This is a genomic window from Rahnella inusitata, assembly GCF_965118895.1.
GTDB lineage: Bacteria > Pseudomonadota > Gammaproteobacteria > Enterobacterales > Enterobacteriaceae > Rahnella > Rahnella inusitata_A.
This window is the reverse complement of sequence record NZ_CBCPJJ010000027.1, coordinates 1-18,694: the sequence shown is the minus strand read 5'-3', so window position 1 is coordinate 18,694 and position 18,694 is coordinate 1. Positions and strand designations below refer to the sequence as shown.

General features: G+C 54.0%; 21 protein-coding genes. 8 read left to right on the top strand and 13 right to left on the bottom strand.

Annotated elements, in window-relative coordinates:
* Nucleotides 1-2: 2 nt before the first annotated feature.
* On the bottom strand, nucleotides 3-260 hold the full coding sequence (locus ACMHLI_RS21615) for a biofilm development regulator YmgB/AriR family protein (protein ID WP_413531255.1): 258 nt from the start codon (nucleotides 258-260) through the stop codon (nucleotides 3-5).
* 482 nt (nucleotides 261-742) lie between these two features.
* Between ACMHLI_RS21615 and ACMHLI_RS21610 the strand changes: the two genes are divergently transcribed.
* The gene (locus tag ACMHLI_RS21610) at nucleotides 743-1,300 is read left to right on the top strand and encodes an adenylate kinase (protein WP_413531254.1); all 558 of its coding nucleotides are present in this window, start codon (nucleotides 743-745) and stop codon (nucleotides 1,298-1,300) included.
* A gap of 25 nt (nucleotides 1,301-1,325) precedes the next feature.
* Here ACMHLI_RS21610 and ACMHLI_RS21605 read toward each other — a convergent pair whose 3' ends face one another.
* Both ACMHLI_RS21605 and ACMHLI_RS21600 read right to left on the bottom strand, forming a co-directional pair.
* Complete coding sequence (locus tag ACMHLI_RS21605; RefSeq protein WP_413531253.1) at nucleotides 1,326-1,724, bottom strand: NirD/YgiW/YdeI family stress tolerance protein; 399 nt, start codon at nucleotides 1,722-1,724, stop codon at nucleotides 1,326-1,328.
* A 127-nt stretch (nucleotides 1,725-1,851) separates the two neighbouring features.
* The gene (locus ACMHLI_RS21600; RefSeq protein ID WP_413531252.1) at nucleotides 1,852-2,763 is read right to left on the bottom strand and encodes a LysR family transcriptional regulator; all 912 of its coding nucleotides are present in this window, start codon (nucleotides 2,761-2,763) and stop codon (nucleotides 1,852-1,854) included.
* A gap of 186 nt (nucleotides 2,764-2,949) precedes the next feature.
* On the opposite strand from ACMHLI_RS21600, the gene ACMHLI_RS21595 reads away from it, so the two are divergent.
* A complete protein-coding gene (locus ACMHLI_RS21595; protein ID WP_413531251.1) occupies nucleotides 2,950-3,555 on the top strand; it encodes a cysteine dioxygenase in 606 nt (201 codons plus the stop codon).
* Entirely contained in the window at nucleotides 3,548-5,164 is a 1,617-nt protein-coding gene (locus ACMHLI_RS21590) for a rhodanese-like domain-containing protein (protein WP_413531250.1), read from the top strand. Before ACMHLI_RS21595 ends, ACMHLI_RS21590 begins: the two co-directional genes overlap by 8 nt.
* A gap of 56 nt (nucleotides 5,165-5,220) precedes the next feature.
* Here ACMHLI_RS21590 and ACMHLI_RS21585 read toward each other — a convergent pair whose 3' ends face one another.
* Together ACMHLI_RS21585 and ACMHLI_RS21580 are read right to left on the bottom strand one after the other, a co-directional pair.
* Complete coding sequence (locus tag ACMHLI_RS21585) at nucleotides 5,221-5,487, bottom strand: DUF3811 domain-containing protein (protein ID WP_112164008.1); 267 nt, start codon at nucleotides 5,485-5,487, stop codon at nucleotides 5,221-5,223.
* Nucleotides 5,488-5,555: 68 nt separating this feature from the next.
* Complete coding sequence (locus tag ACMHLI_RS21580) at nucleotides 5,556-5,681, bottom strand: hypothetical protein (protein WP_413531249.1); 126 nt, start codon at nucleotides 5,679-5,681, stop codon at nucleotides 5,556-5,558.
* Nucleotides 5,682-5,874: 193 nt separating this feature from the next.
* Here ACMHLI_RS21580 and ACMHLI_RS21575 point away from each other — a divergent pair, with 193 nt between their 5' ends.
* The 4 genes from ACMHLI_RS21575 (at nucleotide 5,875) to msrA (ending at nucleotide 11,206) form a co-directional block, all read left to right on the top strand.
* On the top strand, nucleotides 5,875-7,254 hold the full coding sequence (locus ACMHLI_RS21575) for a glycoside-pentoside-hexuronide (GPH):cation symporter (RefSeq protein ID WP_413531248.1): 1,380 nt from the start codon (nucleotides 5,875-5,877) through the stop codon (nucleotides 7,252-7,254).
* Entirely contained in the window at nucleotides 7,251-9,320 is a 2,070-nt protein-coding gene (locus tag ACMHLI_RS21570) for a TIM-barrel domain-containing protein (protein WP_413531247.1), read from the top strand. The genes ACMHLI_RS21575 and ACMHLI_RS21570 overlap by 4 nt, the downstream gene beginning before the upstream one ends.
* A gap of 636 nt (nucleotides 9,321-9,956) precedes the next feature.
* Nucleotides 9,957-10,463 carry a peptide-methionine (R)-S-oxide reductase MsrB gene (gene msrB / locus ACMHLI_RS21565; RefSeq protein WP_413531246.1) on the top strand — a complete coding sequence of 169 codons (507 nt, stop codon included), beginning with the start codon at nucleotides 9,957-9,959 and terminating at the stop codon, nucleotides 10,461-10,463.
* A gap of 17 nt (nucleotides 10,464-10,480) precedes the next feature.
* Nucleotides 10,481-11,206, top strand: a complete 726-nt coding sequence (msrA, locus tag ACMHLI_RS21560; protein WP_413531245.1) for a peptide-methionine (S)-S-oxide reductase MsrA — start codon at nucleotides 10,481-10,483, stop codon at nucleotides 11,204-11,206.
* A gap of 35 nt (nucleotides 11,207-11,241) precedes the next feature.
* Here the strand turns inward: msrA and fucP are convergent, their stop codons facing one another.
* The 7 genes from fucP to ACMHLI_RS21525 all read right to left on the bottom strand — a co-directional run bounded on the left by fucP (nucleotide 11,242) and on the right by ACMHLI_RS21525 (nucleotide 17,512).
* The gene (gene fucP, locus ACMHLI_RS21555; RefSeq protein WP_413531244.1) at nucleotides 11,242-12,471 is read right to left on the bottom strand and encodes an L-fucose:H+ symporter permease; all 1,230 of its coding nucleotides are present in this window, start codon (nucleotides 12,469-12,471) and stop codon (nucleotides 11,242-11,244) included.
* Nucleotides 12,472-12,592: 121 nt separating this feature from the next.
* Nucleotides 12,593-12,937, bottom strand: a complete 345-nt coding sequence (locus ACMHLI_RS21550; protein WP_413531243.1) for an L-rhamnose mutarotase — start codon at nucleotides 12,935-12,937, stop codon at nucleotides 12,593-12,595.
* On the bottom strand, nucleotides 12,934-13,710 hold the full coding sequence (locus ACMHLI_RS21545; RefSeq protein WP_413531242.1) for an SDR family oxidoreductase: 777 nt from the start codon (nucleotides 13,708-13,710) through the stop codon (nucleotides 12,934-12,936). Before ACMHLI_RS21545 ends, ACMHLI_RS21550 begins: the two co-directional genes overlap by 4 nt.
* Nucleotides 13,688-14,545 (bottom strand): amidohydrolase family protein, encoded by an 858-nt coding sequence (locus tag ACMHLI_RS21540; RefSeq protein WP_413531241.1) that lies wholly within the window; start codon nucleotides 14,543-14,545, stop codon nucleotides 13,688-13,690. Before ACMHLI_RS21540 ends, ACMHLI_RS21545 begins: the two co-directional genes overlap by 23 nt.
* 34 nt (nucleotides 14,546-14,579) lie before the next feature.
* A complete protein-coding gene (locus ACMHLI_RS21535) occupies nucleotides 14,580-15,857 on the bottom strand; it encodes an L-fuconate dehydratase (protein ID WP_413531240.1) in 1,278 nt (425 codons plus the stop codon).
* A 29-nt stretch (nucleotides 15,858-15,886) separates the two neighbouring features.
* On the bottom strand, nucleotides 15,887-16,729 hold the full coding sequence (locus ACMHLI_RS21530) for a fumarylacetoacetate hydrolase family protein (protein WP_413531239.1): 843 nt from the start codon (nucleotides 16,727-16,729) through the stop codon (nucleotides 15,887-15,889).
* Nucleotides 16,730-16,771: 42 nt separating this feature from the next.
* Nucleotides 16,772-17,512, bottom strand: coding sequence for an SDR family oxidoreductase (locus tag ACMHLI_RS21525; RefSeq protein WP_413531238.1), 741 nt, complete (start codon nucleotides 17,510-17,512; stop codon nucleotides 16,772-16,774).
* A gap of 221 nt (nucleotides 17,513-17,733) precedes the next feature.
* Here ACMHLI_RS21525 and ACMHLI_RS21520 point away from each other — a divergent pair, with 221 nt between their 5' ends.
* Nucleotides 17,734-18,495 carry a FadR/GntR family transcriptional regulator gene (locus ACMHLI_RS21520; protein ID WP_413531237.1) on the top strand — a complete coding sequence of 254 codons (762 nt, stop codon included), beginning with the start codon at nucleotides 17,734-17,736 and terminating at the stop codon, nucleotides 18,493-18,495.
* A 71-nt stretch (nucleotides 18,496-18,566) separates the two neighbouring features.
* Here ACMHLI_RS21520 and ACMHLI_RS21515 read toward each other — a convergent pair.
* A partial coding sequence (locus tag ACMHLI_RS21515; protein WP_413529025.1) for an IS3 family transposase occupies nucleotides 18,567-18,694 on the bottom strand: 128 nt, incomplete at its 5' end.

Genomic DNA, 18,694 nt, shown 5'->3' with positions numbered 1-18,694 from the left:
TTTTAAATCACATCATCCTGTGTGGATAACAGCACCAGTTCCAGCAAATTGCGACAACCCTGCTGATTGCTGACATTGTTGTCTTGCTCCAGCTGATGGATCAGACCTTCAATGATGGCTTTGTTGGTTACCGGAAAGCGGCTGTACAAAAGGCTGGAAACGACCCTGCCAAGAATCTCCACTTCGCTTAAGGTCTGAGTTTCTTGCTGATTGAAGTATTCACTAATTTCTGTAACTGTTTGTTCTGCTTCGAATTGCATGTAGACCTCCTTAAACTTCGCATGATAAAGGGTGACATGGGAAGTGTCTGTTGCCAGTCAGAAAACAAAGAATTGTATAGCAACGCTTCACAATCATCTTCCCTGTTTCATCTCAACGCCTTGGCACAAATCTAAAAACTCCAGCCAGGAAAATTGCCTCTGGAGGAAGGGAAATCGACGTTCTCCTCCAGAGACCAGACTGAATATGCCCGTAAATGACGGACTAATGATAAAGCAGGGGTATAAAGAAGTTATACAAAGATTGCAGATTTGTACAGGTTCGCCTGAGAAATATCTGAATAACCGGTTGCTAGCAATCGTAAATAGCACGAATTGTACTGTTCGAATTACGATCAATACATTCACGTGGTGATTTAGTTCAGTTTGTAATGATCAGTCTGGTTGCATTTTAACCGCTGTACAAAAATCATTTGCTGCGTCAGAATGCCCGCCCAAAAAAACAGCGTATAAGGAAAGGGACGATGAAAATCAATGTCATTGGAACCAGCGGAAGCGGCAAATCAACGGTAGCGCGCGGCATCTCTCAGAAACTGAATATTCCTTATATCCAGCTGGATGCATTGTTTTGGCGTGCTGACTGGCAGGGCACCCCGGATGCGCTGTTTTTTGCCAAAATTGAAGAAACGCTGGCAGGTAAAAGCGACTGGGTGATTGATGGTAATTACAAAAGGACACAATCCATCAAGTGGCGTGACGTTGATACGATTATCTGGGTGGATTACTCATTTATGCGCACACTGTATCAGGCCGTGCGACGGGCAGCGGTGCGTGCCTGGCAGCAGGACGAAATCTGGGCGGGAACCGGCAACCGCGAGACGTTTCGCAAAAGCTTTTTCAGCAGAGATTCGATCATTTTGTGGACACTGAAAACTTATCAGAAAAACCGCCGCCAGTACGAGGCTTTACTGACCGATACCCACTGGCAGCACGTCCGGTTTGTGCGGTTGCGGTCACCCAAAGAGACTCAATTATTTCTCAGTGACTTGTCCCTGTTACAGGCCTCTCAAGGGTCGCGTTAGGCATCCCTGCGAATGGTGCGAATAATTATTGTTTTCTGACATACTTCGCATTCAGCACTATTTCTTTCCCTTTCTTCACCGTTTGACCGCTAATACTGATCAAATCTGAAGGATTAACTTCCTGCCCATCCCAGGCCGTGGCGGGAATATGCGTTTCTATCGTGCCAGTTTTATCGCGGAAGGTATAAGATTCAGCACCGTTCTTTTTGATGATGAACCCTTCCAGCGTCACCCAGTTTAAAGACTGCGTTTTTTTGATGCGCTCGACATTATTTTCGTGAGCATCCTTGGTACCGCGCTGACCGCTGTCTTGCTTGTGCTGCGGCGGTGGCGTGTCATCATTTTTAAAACCGCCACCCGTATCTGCCATGACCTGACTGCTCATTGCAAACGCGCCCAATAATATAAGCGTCCATTTTTTCATAGCGATATCCTCTGCCTCAATCATTTATCTACAAAACACTTGTCTTCAAAAGCATGGCAGAAAATGTGTGTTTCTCCAGCGAACAGGCAAGAACCAGATAATTCCAGAAACGCACAACAGGAGGGAATTAATATTCGATACCGGTGTGAACCGGCAAATCCAGTCCGTGCGCTATCGCCGCGGCAAAGGCATCAATTGCGGGGATTTGGCTCGCCGGGACATTTGGATAGACCAGCCACAGCTGGCTGCGCGGGGCGAAATCCTTCAGAGCATACAGTTCCAGTTCGGGGCGCAGCGCGTGATGTTCCACCAGCGCACGCGGCATTAGCCCGAGGCCACGACCTTCAGCGATAAGCGAAAGCTGTAACGTCACACCAAAAGCCTCAAGATTGATTAACAGCGGCAAACCTTGTTCAATCAGCGCACGTTGCAGCGCAGCGCGAAAACCGCAGCCTTCGGGATTGAGGATCCAGCCATGCTGATAACACTCCTCCAGCCGCTGCGGCAGTTCTGCTGAGGCTTTCGGGCCAACTACCACTAAATCCACCGCGCCGAGAGGCTGATTCTCAATACCCGCCGGAAACTGTTTGCTGGCCGGAAAGAGCACCACTGCGGCCTCCAGCTCCTGGCGCTGAATGCGCAGCAATAACTCTTCGCCCCAGCCGCTGGATAAACGGGGCTGGATCTCAGGAAACTGTGCCGAAAGCATTTTCAATGCAGGCAGCAGGCTGCTTTCACTGAGGCTTTGCGGAACGGCAAGACGCAGCAGTCCGGAAGGCGGGCTGTCGGCGGCCACCAGATCGCTGAGTGCATCGACCTCGCGCAGAATATGGCGGCATTGCTGATAAACGCGGTTACCCATCAGGGTGGGTTTCAGCGGTTTGGTCTGCCGGTTTAGCAAAGGAATGCCAAGAGATTCTTCGAAATTCTGCACTCGGCGGGTGATAGCAGGCTGCGTCAGGCCAAGTTCATCGGCGGCAAGACGCGTTGATTGCAGGCGGATCACCGCGACAAACGCGGTTAAATCTTCAATTTTCATGGCGCTCAATGTCCGTCCAGATAATCAGAAATGAATCCACGCAGCATAAATTAATTTTCAGAATGACGCTGGAACGCACTGCACATTTTTATGTGTAAATTGCATATTAGCTTATCCATAAAATGAATTTTGGTTGAGTTTGACCGGTGCTAGCCTGTCATGAATGTTCATTAAAAGGGGAAGTCGATGACTGCGTTACATAATGCGCCGTTGCGAAAATTTCTTGCCGATTTTACGCGGCTGGTTCAGGCACCACATGGTCAGACCGAAGTGCTTGCGCAGGGCAGTGAACTGCTGGCGACGCTGATCCGCGAGGATAACTGGCTGGCCGAGGAATTCGCTCAGCCGCACACTGAACACTATCAGCAGTATTTATTGTATGCCGATCCCCTGTCGCGATTTTCAGTCGTCAGTTTCGTTTGGGGGCCGGGGCAAACCACGCCGGTTCACGATCACCGCGTCTGGGGGCTGATTGGTATGCTGCGCGGCGCAGAGATCAGTCAAAACTTTGCTCTCCACGGGGACGGAACGCTGCAAGCGGAGGGCGAACCGGTCATGCTGCAACCCGGTGACGTCGAGAAGATCGCCCCCGACGTGCAGGATATTCATCAGGTCAGCAATTTCTACAGCGACCGGGTATCCGTCAGCATCCACGTCTACGGGGGTAATATCGGCGCCGTCTCGCGCGCGGTGTATCTCCCTGACGGGCGCGAGAAAACCTTTATTTCTGGTTATTCCAATTCCTTTCTTCCCAACCTCTGGGACCTGTCAAAAGAGAAAACTCATGTCTGACACTCATGCATTACCGCTGCGTCATTTCTCCCAGCTCCATCAGGGCCTGCGCGAGGGACAGGAAGTGGCGCTGGTCGATGTCCGCGAAGAAGCCGAATTTGCTACCGGTCATCCGTTATTTGCCGCGAATCTGGCGCTGTCTACGCTAGAACTTGACGTGCTGGACAGCATTCCTAACCGCCAGACAGCAGTGACGCTGTATGACAACGGCGAGTTCTATGATGTGCAGCGCGGCGAGCGTAAAACTACGCGTGCGGCGGCTTTGCTGCATTCTCTGGGCTATACCAATGTGGGCCTGCTGGCAGGCGATCTGGCTGGCTGGAAAGAGGCGGGCGGCGAGATCTTTATTGATGTGAATGTGCCGAGCAAAGCCTTCGGCGAATGGGTGGAACACCATTACCAGACCCCGTCGCTGACCGCTGAACAGGTGTTGGCGCTGCAACAGCAGGGCGCAGATATTGCGGTGCTGGATGTCCGCCGGTTTGATGAGTATCAGGCGATGAGCATTCCCGGTGGCGTCAGTGTACCGGGTGGCGAACTGGCGCTGCGGTTGCGTGACGCAGTTCCCGATACAAATACGCAGGTGATAGTCAATTGTGCCGGGCGTACGCGCAGTATCATCGGTACGCAGTCGCTGATTAACGCCGGTTTTAAACAACCGATCGCGGCATTGCGTAACGGGACAATCGGCTGGACGCTGGCGGGTCAGTCGCTGGCTCATCGGCAGGCCGCAACGTTCCCGGAACTGAGTGAAAAATCACGTCTGGCAGCGTTGCAAGGCGCACAGGCTCTGGCTGTACGCGCGGGCGTGCGGTCAGTGACATTGTCACAAATTCATGACTGGCAGCAGGATGCTTCCCGCACTTTATATCTCTTTGATGTACGCACAGCGGAAGAATTTCGCGCCGGTCATTTACCGGGTGCGCGCCATGTGGCAGGCGGTCAGCTGGTTCAGGAAACCGATCACTACGCCACGGTTCGTGGTGGGCGAATTGTGCTGGCAGATGATGACGGCGTGCGTGCCAACATGGCGGCATCATGGCTCGCGCAGATGAAATGGGAAGTGTACGTGGCCGATGTTACGGCCGAGGATTTCGCCGCGCAGGGCGACTGGAAAGCGCAGGTCGCTCCGGCTCCGGCGGTAGAATCTGTGACGCCACAGCAGCTGCAACGCTGGTTGGAAGACGGTGACACCGGCGTCATTGATCTCACCACCAGTGCAAATTTCCGCAACCGGCGGATTCCGGGCGCCGTGTGGACTACGCGCGGCAATATTCCTCAGATAATGGCTTTGCAGCCCGAGAAACAGCGTTGGGTTGTGACCTGCACCAGAGGCTTACTGGCGCGTTACGCTGTCACGGAAGTGGCGCTATTAACGGCTAAAAAAACCTATTTACTGGAGAAAGGCACGGTCGGCTGGATTGATGCAGGACAGCCGCTTGAGCGGGGCGATAGCGCGTATCTGAACAATCCGCAGGACAGATATCGCCGTCCGTACGAAGGAACAGATGTCAGTGCGCAGGCGATGCAGGATTATCTGGACTGGGAATATGGGCTGGTAGAGCAGCTGGAAAAAGACGGCTCCCACGGTTTTACGGTATTGAAATAAGGAAGATAACAAAGGCTGACGCCTCTGCGTGAAGCACGCAGAGGATCAGTTAATGCTTAGCGGCGGCCGCGCGGATGGGTGCGTGCAGTCCAGTCGTAAGTCGCAGAAGTACTAGGAACGGCTTTATTACGGCGTTTTTCCGCACGGGCTTTCGCAGCCACTTTTTCCTTTTCTTCCATCAGTTTATCGATGTAATCGTCTTTGATGCGGTTATTTTCTGAGTTGGTCAACTCACGGCCCTGAGCTTTACGAGCCCGATCCAGCTGGGTTTTCAGTTCCCGCTGTTCGCTTTCCGTCATATCTTGTTGTGTCAGTCTTTTCATTTGAAACGCATCCTGTGAGGAAAGTGGCAACCAGTGTAGTCGTAAATGGGGGGAAATACCCGCGAGAGTCACTGAAACAGGGTTTTTTGTGCGGCAGGCGCGGTAAACGCGTTTTTATCCAATGCCGGGTTCAGCCCTGGAATACGGCCATAAAGCCGTTCTGTTGCCACGGTGACTGGCAATACATTTTCCATCACATCTTCCAGAGCCTCCCGCAACAACCTGCAAGACGTTTCCTTTCATGTTACCGGTATCACATAAGCTAAATATCATAAGAAAATTATTATATCTCGTAATTGTAGCGGCCTTTTAACCTCTCTATAACAGATCCTCAGCCCATCGGACGGACTGACTTTTTTGTTTAACCGGAAAAAGGCAGATCGAGTTATGAGTGGAAAATTATCCGTCAAAGAAAAAGTGAGTTACGGTCTGGGGGATATGGCGAGCCATATTGGCCTGGATAACGTCATTATATTTTTAACCTTTTATTACACCGATGTAGTGGGATTACCGGCGGTATTCGTCGGGACAATGTTTCTGGTCGCACGCATTGCGGATGCCATTGTAGACCCGGCAATGGGGCTTATCGCCGACCGCACACAAACGCGTTTCGGTAAGTTCCGGCCTTATATTCTCTGGCTGGCGCTCCCCTTTGGGATCAGCTGCTTACTGGTATACGCCGTACCCGAATCCCTCTCGATGACCGGGAAAATGGTCTATGCCAGTGTGACCTATTGCGTGATGATGCTGATGTATACCGCCATCAATATTCCTTATTGCTCGATGGGCGCAATTATAACGCCGGATAATACCCAGCGTATTTCCCTGCAATCCTATCGCTTTTTCCTGGCCACGTTGGGCGGCGCGATGTCCACATTTTTAATGATGCCTTTGGCGGAAATGATGGGGGGTGGGAATAAGCTGGACGGGTATTTTGGCGCGATGGCAATAATGGCGTCAATTGCCGTAGTGATGTTTTTATTGTGTTTCCTCAATACTAAAGAACGTATTAGCGCGCCACCAACTCATGAGAATTTTCTCTCGGACCTGCGTGATTTAGTGCGTAATGACCAGTGGCGCGTCGTCGCGGCGCTGATTTTCTTTAACATTTCTTTTGGCGTCGTTCGTCTTGGCGCGATGATGTATTACGTTACTTATTATCTCGGGCACGCCAGCTACTTTATGTGGCTGCTGGCGGCGCATATTGTCGGTAAAAGCCTCGGCAGTATGTTGGTCAAACCGCTCACCCGAAACCGCAGCAAACTCTCCGCATTCAGTCTGTGTGCCGTATTAACCGGTGTGCTAAGCATTGCCATTTTCTTCCTTCCCGCCTGGATTTCACTGCTGGTCGGCATGACGCTGCTGGTGTCCACCTTCTATCAGGTTACGACCACATTAATGTGGGTGATGATGTCTGACGTGGTCGACTACGGTGAATACAAACAGGGGAAACGCATGGACGGCACCGTATTCTCCACGCTACTGGCGATCCTCAAAATGGGAATGGCAGTCAGCGGCGCGGTGGTCGGCTGGACCCTTGGCCTGAGCGGCTATGTGCCACATGCAGCCCAGCAAAACCCGGCGGCGATGCTGTCGATTATCGCGCTGTTCTCGCTGGTGCCGGGCGTGCTGTCGATGTTTAGTGCGCTATCGATGCGTTGGTACAAACTCAACGACGCCACGATGAAAAAGATTAACCAATCCAAAATCACCCCTGAACGCGTGCCTGAACCTCAGGCCATCTTGCATACACAGGAGTCCGCATGAGCGAATTAATCGCCGAAAAAAACCGTATCCTTTGGCATTTCGATCAGCAAACGCTGGTGATTGAACCCTGGGGAGTCCACAGCCTGCGTGTGCGTGCCACCTGTCGCCCGGCGCTGAACGACCATCTTTGGGCGTTGTTGCCACAGAGCGAACAGCCTCAAACGCAAATTAACCACGGGCCTGAAACGCTGACTATCCGCAACGGCAACATCAGTGCGACTGTCAACATTAAAGGGCAGCTGGCCTTTTACAATCAGCACGGTGAGCTGATTCTCGAAGAGTATTGGCGGCAACGATCGACCGTGGGAATCGGTGCGACAGAAAAGAGCCAGGACAAATACATCAGTGCGCTGAAAATGGATGCCCGCGAGTTTAAGGCCATCCCTGGTGGCAAGCATCAGCTGACAGTGCGATTCGAATCGCGTCCCGAGGAGAAAATTTACGGGATGGGGCAGTATCAGCAAAGTTGTCTGGATCTGAAAGGCTGCACGCTGGAACTGGCGCAACGCAATTCACAGGCCAGCGTGCCGTTTATGCTTTCCAGTATGGGTTATGGTTTGCTGTGGAATAATCCGGCAATCGGCGAAGCGACGTTCGGCAAGAACATCACCCGCTGGGAAGCGCAGGTGACCGAGCAAATGGATTACTGGATCACCGCCGGTGATACGCCAGCTGAAATCATGCATCAGTATGGCCATGCGACCGGTACTGCGCCGCAAATGCCCGAGTACGCCACGGGTTTCTGGCAATGTAAATTGCGTTACCGTACCCAGCAGGAAGTGCTGGAGGTCGCACGTGAATATAAGCGTCGTGAATTGCCGATTTCGGTGATAGTGATCGATTTCTTCCACTGGCCGAATCAGGGAACGTGGTGTTTTGACCCGGTGGACTGGCCGGATCCTAAAGCAATGGTTGCGGAGCTGAAATCCCTCGGTATCGAAACCATGGTCTCTGTCTGGCCAACGGTAGACAGCCGCACCGAAAATTACAAAGAGATGAAATCCAAAGGTTATCTGGTGAATACCGAACGCGGCGTTTCGGTGAATCTGGACTTTCTTGGCAACTGTACGTTCTTCGATGCCACGCATCCTGACGCCCGGAAGTTTGTCTGGGACAAGGTGAAGCAAAATTATTACGATCTGGGCATTCGCACCTTCTGGCTGGATGAAGCCGAACCCGAATACCGCGCTTATGATTTCGATAATTATCGCTATCATCTTGGGCCGGTGCTGGAAGTGGGTAACATTTATCCGCAGAAATTCGCGCAGGGCTTTTACGACGGTCTGCAACAGGAAGGCGAGACAGAGATCGTCAATCTGGTGCGTTGTGCCTGGGCCGGCAGCCAGCGGTATGGCGTACTGGCGTGGTCGGGCGACATCCATTCTTCCTTTCACGCGCTGCGTAACCAGATCGCCGCCGGTCTGAATATGGGGCTGGCCGGGATTCCGTGGTGGACGACGGATATTGGCGGATTCCAGGGGGGTAATGTCAATGATCCGGCGTTTCAGGAGCTGTTGATCCGCTGGTTCCAGTGGGGTGTCTTCTGCCCGGTGATGCGTTTACATGGCTACCGGGAACCACAGATCCAGCCGTCAGAACCGTGGCGTGAAGGCATCGCTCAGTGCAACAGCGGCGCACCAAATGAAGTCTGGAGCTATGGCGAAGAGAATTATGAGCTGATGAAAAACGGTTTATTCTTACGGGAAAAACTGCGTCCCTACATCAGCCGCGTCATGCAGGAAGCCCATGAGAAAGGTGATCCGGTCATGCGCACAATGTTCTATCAGTATCCCGACCAGGCTGAAAGTTGGCAGGTGGAAGACCAGTATATGCTGGGCGCGGATATCCTGGTTGCGCCGGTGTTATATGCGGGGCAGCGGGAACGTGCGGTGTGGCTTCCCGCCGGAGAAGTGTGGGTTGCACTTAACGGTGAGCGCTATCCGGGGGGATCGGTAGTTACCGTGGCCGCACCGCTCGACGGCATACCGGTGTTTGTGAGGGAAGGGGCGCAGGTGCAGGGGGAGATGATTGCCGTTGGCCGCTGCAAGGGCGGGCTTTATAAATAACCGACTATTTTTCGGTTTCTCAATTGTAGTGATCACTCAACTCACTGCGCCGAAACCGACCAAGAGAGGGAAGTGCGTTCCCTCTCTCGGTCCTGAAGCCATTGATCTTCAGGCCGCTCCGTTCGGCAGGATTTTCTGATCGCGCCCTCTCACCATTTTTTGAAAAAAATATAGATTGAGCAAAGAGTTTGGATTTTTTTCGAAAGGATCCGAGCCGGTAAAGTTGTGACCTCAAAAGCTTTGGCCGCTTTTAAAAATCACGCCGGAGGAAGAGGTGGAAAACCGCGCGTGTGTTTGCGCGGGTTGTAACCCGAGCGAAGGGCACCGCGTAGCGGCGGGATTTTGCGGCAATCGCAAAAGTCTCTGAAACATAGCCGGGATGCATGGCACATGTTTTAAAGAGCCCGGGATTCTCAAGGGGGGTGGCGATAGACCCCCCTTGAGGCCGGTTTGGGCGGCAGCCCAAGCTCTTGACCTTGAAGTTGAAGTTGAAGTTGAAGTTGATTTTAAACTCCCCATTCACCGCCCCCCCAGCGATAACTGATTTATCACAAAATCGTTAACTCTCCGCGAGGATTCCGTAACACCCCTGCCTGTAACCTGTTTCCATCGATACCAACCGGCACGGTGGCAACTATGATCAACAGACGCAATTTCCTGCTCGGCAGCGGTGCAGTTTCCGCCGCAGCGGCCATGGGACTTTTTCCTGCGATTTTCGCCCGTAAGGCGGACGCGCAGGCAATCGCAGAACACTTCGACGTGACGCTCACCGATGATCAATGGCACCAGCGCCTCAGTGATGCGCAATATTACATCTTGCGCGAAGCCGGCACCGAACGTCCTTATTCCAGTCCGTTAAACAAAGAACATCGGGACGGTAAATTCGCCTGTGCCGGTTGCAGCCTGTCGCTGTTTTCCTCTGCGACTAAATTCGACAGCCGCACCGGTTGGCCGAGCTTCTGGAAATCATTACCGAACGCCGCCGTGACGCGCCGGGACACTACGCTCGGGATGGTGCGCGATGAAGTGCATTGCCGTCGCTGCGGCGGGCATCTCGGCCATGTCTTTGACGATGGCCCGCAGCCGACCGGCTTGCGTTACTGCATGAACGGGCTGGCAATGACGTTTACTCCCAACACGTAATCCTCTGTGAGACCACCATGAAAATGACTGATAAAAGAGTGAAGTCTTTACGTAATTACAGCCTGATCGCCGGTCTGGTACTGGCATCCGCGCTGGTGTTCCAGAATAACGCGTGGTCATGGGGCGGCGCGGAACCGGCCGTGGTGATCGCTGCGCCCGCAAAGGATGAGCCCGCAGGTACGACACACAGTGAAACCGCGCTGTTTGCAGGTGGGTGTTTCTGGGGGATCCAGGGGGTGTTCCAGCATGTGAAAGGCGTGACCAGCGCGGTATCCGGGTATACCGGCGGCGCGGCGGGGACGGCGAGTTATGAGGAAGTGAGTACCGGAGAGACCGGTCATGCGGAGTCAGTGAAGGTGACGTTTGACCCGACTCAGGTGACTTACGGCGAGCTGCTGCACATCTTTTTCTCCGTTGGCCATAATCCGACGCAGTTAAACCGGCAAGGGCCGGATACTGGCAGCCAGTATCGTTCGGCGGTATTCCCGCAAAATGCCGCCCAGACGGAGGTTGCCAAAGCGTACATCGCGCAACTCAACGCCAGTAAAAGCTACAGCCAACCCATGGTGACGACGGTCGAAAACAACGGGCACTTTTATCCGGCTGAGGCCTACCATCAGAACTTTTTGAATGATAATCCCGACTATCCGTACATCGTGGTGAACGATTTGCCGAAGATTAAAGACTTACAACATTACTTCCCGGCGAATTACCGCCAACAGCCGGTGTTGGTTAAAGAGTAGGGAAAACCGGGAGCGGAAGGCTCCCGGCTGACATTTTACTTCGCCCGCTGACGTAAGGCGTACGTTAAGACGACGGCGAAGCAGACCATCGGCAGCGCGTAGGAGACCGCCGTGGTGTAGCGGTCGGCGATTGCGCCCATCAGGTACGGCATGATCGCGCCGCCGACTATCGCCATGATCATCACGGAACTGGCACGTTTGGTCTGTTTGCCCATGTTCTTGACGCCCATCGCAAAAATGGTCGGGAACATGATCGACATAAAGAAGAAAATTGCCACTAATGCAATGACTGAAACGTTATCAATCCCCGCAACGACCACTCCGCATAAGACAATATTTATGATCGCGTAAATCACCAGCAGGGTGGCCGGGCGTACGAAGCCCATTAGCCAGGTACTGAAAAAACGTCCGACCATGAAACTTATCATGCCGACGGAAAGCAGATAAGAAGCGTTCTGATTCGACAACGTGTGCCAGTGCTCGGTGGTGTAGTTGATGAAGAATGCCCCGACGCCGACCTGCGCCGCGACATAGAAAAACTGCGCGATGACGCCGCCGGTGAAATGCCCGTGCTGCCACAAACCTTGCTCCATCCCGTGGGCGTCGGACGTACTCTGTTCGCGGATATCCGGCAGTTTTGTCCGGCCAAAAACAAAGGCTATCAGTAACACTAAAACGGCGATGGCGACATAGGTCATTTTCACTGACGAGAGGCCTTCGGCAGTGGTTCCCTGCGTGGCGCTGAAGAACAGCGAGCCGCCGATGACCGGGCCAATGAACTGACCTAATCCGTTGAAGGACTGAGAAAGGTTCAGTCGGCGTTCGGCACCGGCAGGGTCACCCAGCACGGTGGCAAACGGGTTCGCGGCGGTTTCCAGACAACCCAGGCCGAGTGCGATTACAAACAGCGCCAGCAGAAACATGCCGAAACTGCCAGCGCTGGCGGCGGGAACGAATAACAGCGCGCCCAGCGCATACAAACATAATCCGACCAGGATCCCTGCCTTGTAGCCGAACCTGTCCATAAAGAAACCGGCGGGCAGCGCGATGATAAAATAGGCGCCGAAGTACGCTGCCTGGAGTAAACCCGATTGGGCTTTATTAACGTGTAACACTTCCTGAAAATGCTTATTCAGTACATCCAGCAGCCCGTAGGATAAGCCCCACAGGAAAAACAGCGTGGTGACCAGAATAAACGCGAGTCGGAAACCGGACGTTGTTTTGCGCTCCGCATAGGCAGGTGAAGCGGTTTTGTCAGCGAGCATAGTGTATTCCTCAGTATCTGGTGAAGCATGTAGGGGTTCAGCTCAGGTGGCTGATTTTTTTATGTCAGATAGCATGAAAAAACGTGTTCGGGGCGCCTCCCCGGCGAAGGGGAGGTGAAAACTATGGCTGATCCTTCAGGGAGAAAATCCTCTCCATTTCCACCCATTTCTCACCGGCAGGCGTCCATGGCGTGGGGCGCTGATATTTCCACATCAGCGCTTCCCATTCACAGACTTTGGGGTCTTCCAGACTGCGGCGTTCAAACAGGTCGCTGTCAAAGTCATCCGTGGTTTCCATCACCATCATCAGCCGGTTTCCCAGACGATAAATCTCCATTTCCGTGACACCGTAACGACGAAGGTGCGCGGAAATCTCCGGCCAGATTTGCTGGTGATAACGCTGATATTCTTCGATAAGCAGTGGATCTTCAGCCAAATCCAATGCCTGTACGAAACGGCGGCTCATGTTAACGCCCGGTCAAGATGCATGTAGCCACCGTCCACCGTCAGCCACTGACCGGTGGTGTGGGAGGTGCGGGAAGAGAGCAGAAACACCACAGTATTGGCGATTTCCTGCGGCGTGGTCATGCGTTGCCCGAGCGGGATATGTGAGGTTATCTGGTGCAGTTTTTCATCAGGATTTTCGAAGCCTTTGATCCAGCGCTCGTACAGCGGGGTCATTACTTCCGCAGGTATGACCGCGTTGACCCGAATTCCATCTTTGAGCAGGGCCGCTGCCCATTCGCGGGTCAGCGCCAGAACGCCGCCTTTGGCCGAGGCGTAACCGCTGGTATTTCCCTGACCGGTCAGCGCCGTTTTCGAGCTGATATTGACGATGGCACCCCGGCTGGCGCGCAGGGCGTCCAGACTCAGATGCGCCATCAGGTAGTAATGAATAAGGTTCTGCTCCAGTGAGCGGACAAAAGCTTCGCGTCCGGCGTCCAGTCCGACGCTGTCATTGGCACCGGCGTTATTCACCAGCCCGTCGATGCGGCCGTAACGGGCCATGATCTGGTTTACTGCCGCCGCGCAGCTGGCTTCCTCACGCAGTTCAGTGAGAATAAAGCTGGTTTCTGGCGACCGTTGTTGCAACTGATGCATCAACTCATTCGCCGGTTCGGTGTTGCTGATGATGACCGGGATGGCGCCTTCTTCGGCCAGTATCAGTGAAATGGCGGCACCAATGCCTGAACCGCCGCCGGTGACAATCACCACTTTATTTTGCAGATGCAGATTCATTGCTCGTTTCCTGTATTCGGTAAACTGCGCAGGCATTACCACCAAAAATGGCTGCCTGCTCGTCAGAGCTGAGCGCCGCGATGGCCTGTTCGCAGAGCGACCAAGGATCTTCGGCACTCCCCGCCAGCAGGCTCACCGGCCAGTCGGAGCCAAACATCAGCCGTTCAGTGCCAAAAACTTCCAGCGCGGCGTCGAAATAGGGCAGCAGGTCATTGAGCGTGACGCCAGCCGGACGCGGTTCCGTCAGCAAACCTGAGAGTTTGCAGCTGACGTGCGGCAGGGCGGCCAGAGGCGCAACCTGTTTCGCCCAGTGCGCCGCGCCGAGGCTCAGGTCTGGTTTGCCAAAATGATCCAGCACCAGATAATAGTTATCGTGGCGTTCGGCAAATTGTACGGCTTCGGCCAGATGCTGGTGCGTCACCAGAATTTCGTACACATAGCCACGCTGCTGTAACTGCCTGATACCCCAGTTGATGGCGGTATCGGCCAGCCACTGCGCGGGTGAAACTTCATCCTGAACCTGATGCCGAAAGCCGCGTAGCAGCGGATGAGAGCGCGCATCCAGTTGCTGTTCAAGCTGAGGAGAGAGCAGGTCTATCCAGCCGGTGACGGCGCGTACAAACTCTGTTTTCTCAGCGATTTCCAGCAGCCACTGTGTTTCTCGGTTATCTGAACACGCCTGAACCAGGATCGTGCCCTGTATATCGTGACGGTGTAACGTATCCCGCAATGTTCCCGGCAAAAAATCCTGCTTTAATACCGCCATTGTGTCGCTTATCCAGCGGTAACCTTGCGGCGTGTAGTGCCAGAAATGCTGATGGCTGTCGATGCGCATCCTTCAGGTTCTCCGGGTGTTTTGAGTCACAGGCTCAGGCGTGATGACGGTATTTGTCGATTGAAGCCTGATGCATTTCGATCGAGAAACCCGGTGCTTTCGGCGGCATATAGGCTGCGCCGCGAATGTCACACGGATGGACAAAATGCTCGTGCAGGTGATCGACATATTCAATCACCCGGCCTTCATGTGTCCCGGCGATGCACAGATAATCAATCATCGACAGATGCTGCACGTACTCGCACAGCCCGACGCCGCCCGCATGCGGGCACACCGGCAGGTTGTATTTGGCGGCCATCAGCATCACTGCCAGTACTTCGTTCACACCGCCCATACGACAGGCGTCAATCTGCACCACGTCGATGGCCTCACGCATGATGAACTGTTTGAACATGATACGGTTCTGGCACATCTCGCCGGTCGCCACTTTTACCGGTGCGACGCCGTGGCGGATTTTGCGATGGCCTTCGATGTCATCCGGGCTGGTCGGCTCTTCGATAAACCAGGGTTTGGCGAAGGCGAGGGCATTCACCCACGGAATGGCCTCGTCGGTTTCCCATACCTGATTGGCGTCGATCATCAGTTTGCGGTCGGGGCCTATCACTTCACGGGCGATGCGCACACGGCGAATATCGTCTTCCAGATCGCGGCCGACTTTGAGCTTGAGATAGTCAAAACCGGCGTCGACTGCTTCCTGACACAGACGGCGTAGTTTGTCGTCCGGATACCCCAGCCAGCCTGCCGAGGTGGTGTAACAGGGGTAACCCTCTGCCAGCAGTTTTTCCCGCCTTTGCGGTTTGTTATCCGCACGTTGTTGCAGCAGCGTCAGCGCTTCCTGCGGTGTAATGCAGTCGGTGATGTAACGAAAATCGATGCAACGTACCAGCTCTTCCGGCGACATATCCGCTACTAACTGCCACAGCGGCTTTCCGGCGGCTTTACTCCATAAATCCCACACTGCGTTGACCACCGCACCGGTCGCCAGATGGATGGCACCTTTATCCGGCCCAATCCAGCGCAGCTGGCTGTCACTGGTAAATTCATGCCAGAATTTACCCATATCGGCGGTAATACCCGCCAGTTCGCGACCGACGACCAGATGTTCCAGCGCATTAATGGCCGCACAGCAGATTTCATTACCGCGCCCGATGGTAAACGTCAGCCCGTGACCGCTCAGGTCAGGATTATCCGTCTCTAAAATCACATACGCAGCGGAGTAGTCGGGGTCAGGATTCATCGCATCCGAACCGTCCAGCGAGAGTGACGTCGGGAAGCGCACATCTTCAACCCGTAAAGCCGTAATCTTTGTCATTTCATCTTCCATCAGCAGAAATTAGGGGACTACGCCTGTACCGTCTTCTGGCGTTGTTCGCCCAGACCTTCGATGCCCAAACGCATAACCTGACCGGCTTTCAGATACAGCGGCGGTTTTTGCCCTAACCCGACACCCGGCGGGGTGCCGGTAGAAATGATGTCCCCGGCTTGCAGGCTCATAAAGCGGCTGAGATAGCTGATGATTTCGGGGATCTGAAAAATCATGGTGCGGGTATTGCCGTTCTGGAAGCGTTTGCCGTCGACTTCCAGCCATAAGTTCAACTGATGCGGATCGGGGATTTCATCCGCCGTGACCAGCCACGGGCCGGTCGGGCCGAACGTATCGCAGCCTTTTCCCTTGTCCCAGGTGCCGCCGCGTTCAATCTGGAACTCACGTTCCGAGACGTCGTTGATCACGCAATAGCCCGCAACGTGCGACATCGCATCTGCTTCGCTGATGTAGCGCCCGCCGGTGCCGATTACCACGCCGAGCTCCACTTCCCAGTCTGTTTTGACCGAATCACGCGGGATCTCCACATCGTCATTCGGCCCGACAAGCGCGCTGGTCCATTTACTGAAAATCACCGGTTCTTTCGGGATGTCTGCGCCGGTCTCTGCCGCGTGATCGGCGTAATTCAGGCCGATACAGATAAACTTGCCGACCTGCCCGACGCAGGCACCCAGGCGCGGCTCGCCGCTGACCAGTGGCAGGCTTTCCGGATCCAGACGGCGCAGTTTTTCCAGCGTTTCCGGGTGCAGGAATTCGCCGCGCACATCGGCAATGTGCGCAGAGAGATCGCGCAAATTGCCTTTACTGTCCAGCAGGCCGGGGCGTTCAGAACCTGCAGTGCCGTAGCGTAATAATTTCATTCAATTCTCCCTCTTTAATTGATTAAATTTGGCGTTCAGGACTCAGTTACTCCAGCCGCCATCAATAATTTGCACCGTGCCGGTGGTGTAGGAGCTGGCATCGGACGCCAGATACAGCGCCAGCTGGGCGATTTCTTCAGTTTTCCCGATACGCCCGATGGGCTGGCGCGAAACAAACGCCTGATAGACTTCCGCTTCGCTGCGGCCTTCCGCTTCTGCCTGTGCGGCAATGCGCTGGCGCAGGGAAGGTGATTCCACCGTGCCCGGACAGATGGCGTTGCAGCGGATACCCCGGGTGACATAATCAGCGGCGACTGAGCGGGTCAGCCCAATGACGGCAGCTTTTGACGCGCTGTAGGCAAAACGGTTGGGTACGCCTTTGATGCTCGATGCCACGGACGACATATTGATGATTGAACCGCTGCTGCGTTCGAGCATGGCGGGCAGAAAGGCGCGGATCATGTAAAACATCGCCGTCACGTTAAGGTCGAGAGCAAACTGCCATTCGCCTTCGCTGCACGTCAGAATATCGCCGCTGTGTACCACGCCCGCACAGTTGAACAGCACATCGACCGGGCCGATCTCTTCTGCGGCTGCGGCGATGGCCTGCGGATCAGTGACATCCAGAACGCGAGGGCGGATGCCCTGAATATCATGCAGCGCATCAATATTGATGTCGGTGGCAATGACCTCCGCGCCCTGACTGGCGAACAGCGTGGCGGTGTTAAATCCGATGCCTTGTCCGGCGGCGGTGATCAGAACTTTTTTCCCTGCCAGGTTCATAGCAACTCCTGAAAAATTACGGTTATAGGTCTAATGGTCAGGCCATTGGGAGCGAAAAAAACGCGTTATATGAGGTGCTTTTTGCTAAGATATTCGCCAAGCTCCATCCTAAAACACGATTTCGGTTAACCAATTTTTTACATGCATAAAACAATTCAGCAAGATTTTTGTCCTAAAGTTGCTAGCTGAATCACTTAATGAGAATTGACCTCAGGTGTCCGATGCCGATAAAAAAATTAGAAAATCCCAGGATATACAGGCAGATAGCTGACCAGCTAAAAACGTTAATTGAGAGTAAGGAATTTCCGCCCGGAAGCCGCCTTCCCGCAGAGCGAGAGTTGGCCAGTCAGTTACAGGTAAGCCGTGCGTCGGTGCGTGAGGCGCTGATTGCGCTGGAAGTGATCGGGCTGGTGGACGTTCGCGTCGGCAACGGTGTGATTGTGTGTCATCCCCCAGCCACGGCGGTGGTTCCGTCGAAGGAACCGGTGATGTCTCAGGCAGGGCGCAATCAGTGGGCAGACGTGGATGATGAGCTGAATATCGCACTGGATTTTACCGCCGAGTTACCGCCATTTTCTCTGCTACAAACACGGCGATTGATCGAACCGGAAACCGCCGCGCTGGCAGCACGACATGCAACAGATGAAGAACTTGCGGCGATCAGGTTGGCCTATGAGCAGAACTGTCGCGATAACCGGCAGGGATCTGCGACTCATCCCGGTGACCGTTTGTTTCACATCCGCATCGCTCAGGCCAGCGGCAACCCGGCTTACGCGTTTATCATCGCTCACCTGCTCGGCCACCGTTACGGCACGATGTTTCGCAGCCTGCAAATGCATTACACGCCGCAGGACATGCCGCACCGTTCCGAGATTGAACATCTTGAAATCCTGACCGCGCTGGAAGCGCGCGACGGTCGCGCCGCTAAAAAAGCCATGAAGGATCATTTAGATGCGGTGATTAAGATCTTTGGTCAGGGTTAGAATAGGTGGGTTGCCTTCGGCTCCTCCCCCTTCGCTGAACTGAACCCTTAAAGTTGGACATTAGAACTACGTCAGGGGAACATATGAGTCCGGTATTCTACCGGACTCATACCGCCTAGTTTCATTTTAATCCTGTCATGATTGTAGTACCCGATGTATTCCTCTATCGACGCTGCCAGTTCTTCTGTGCCCGCGTAAG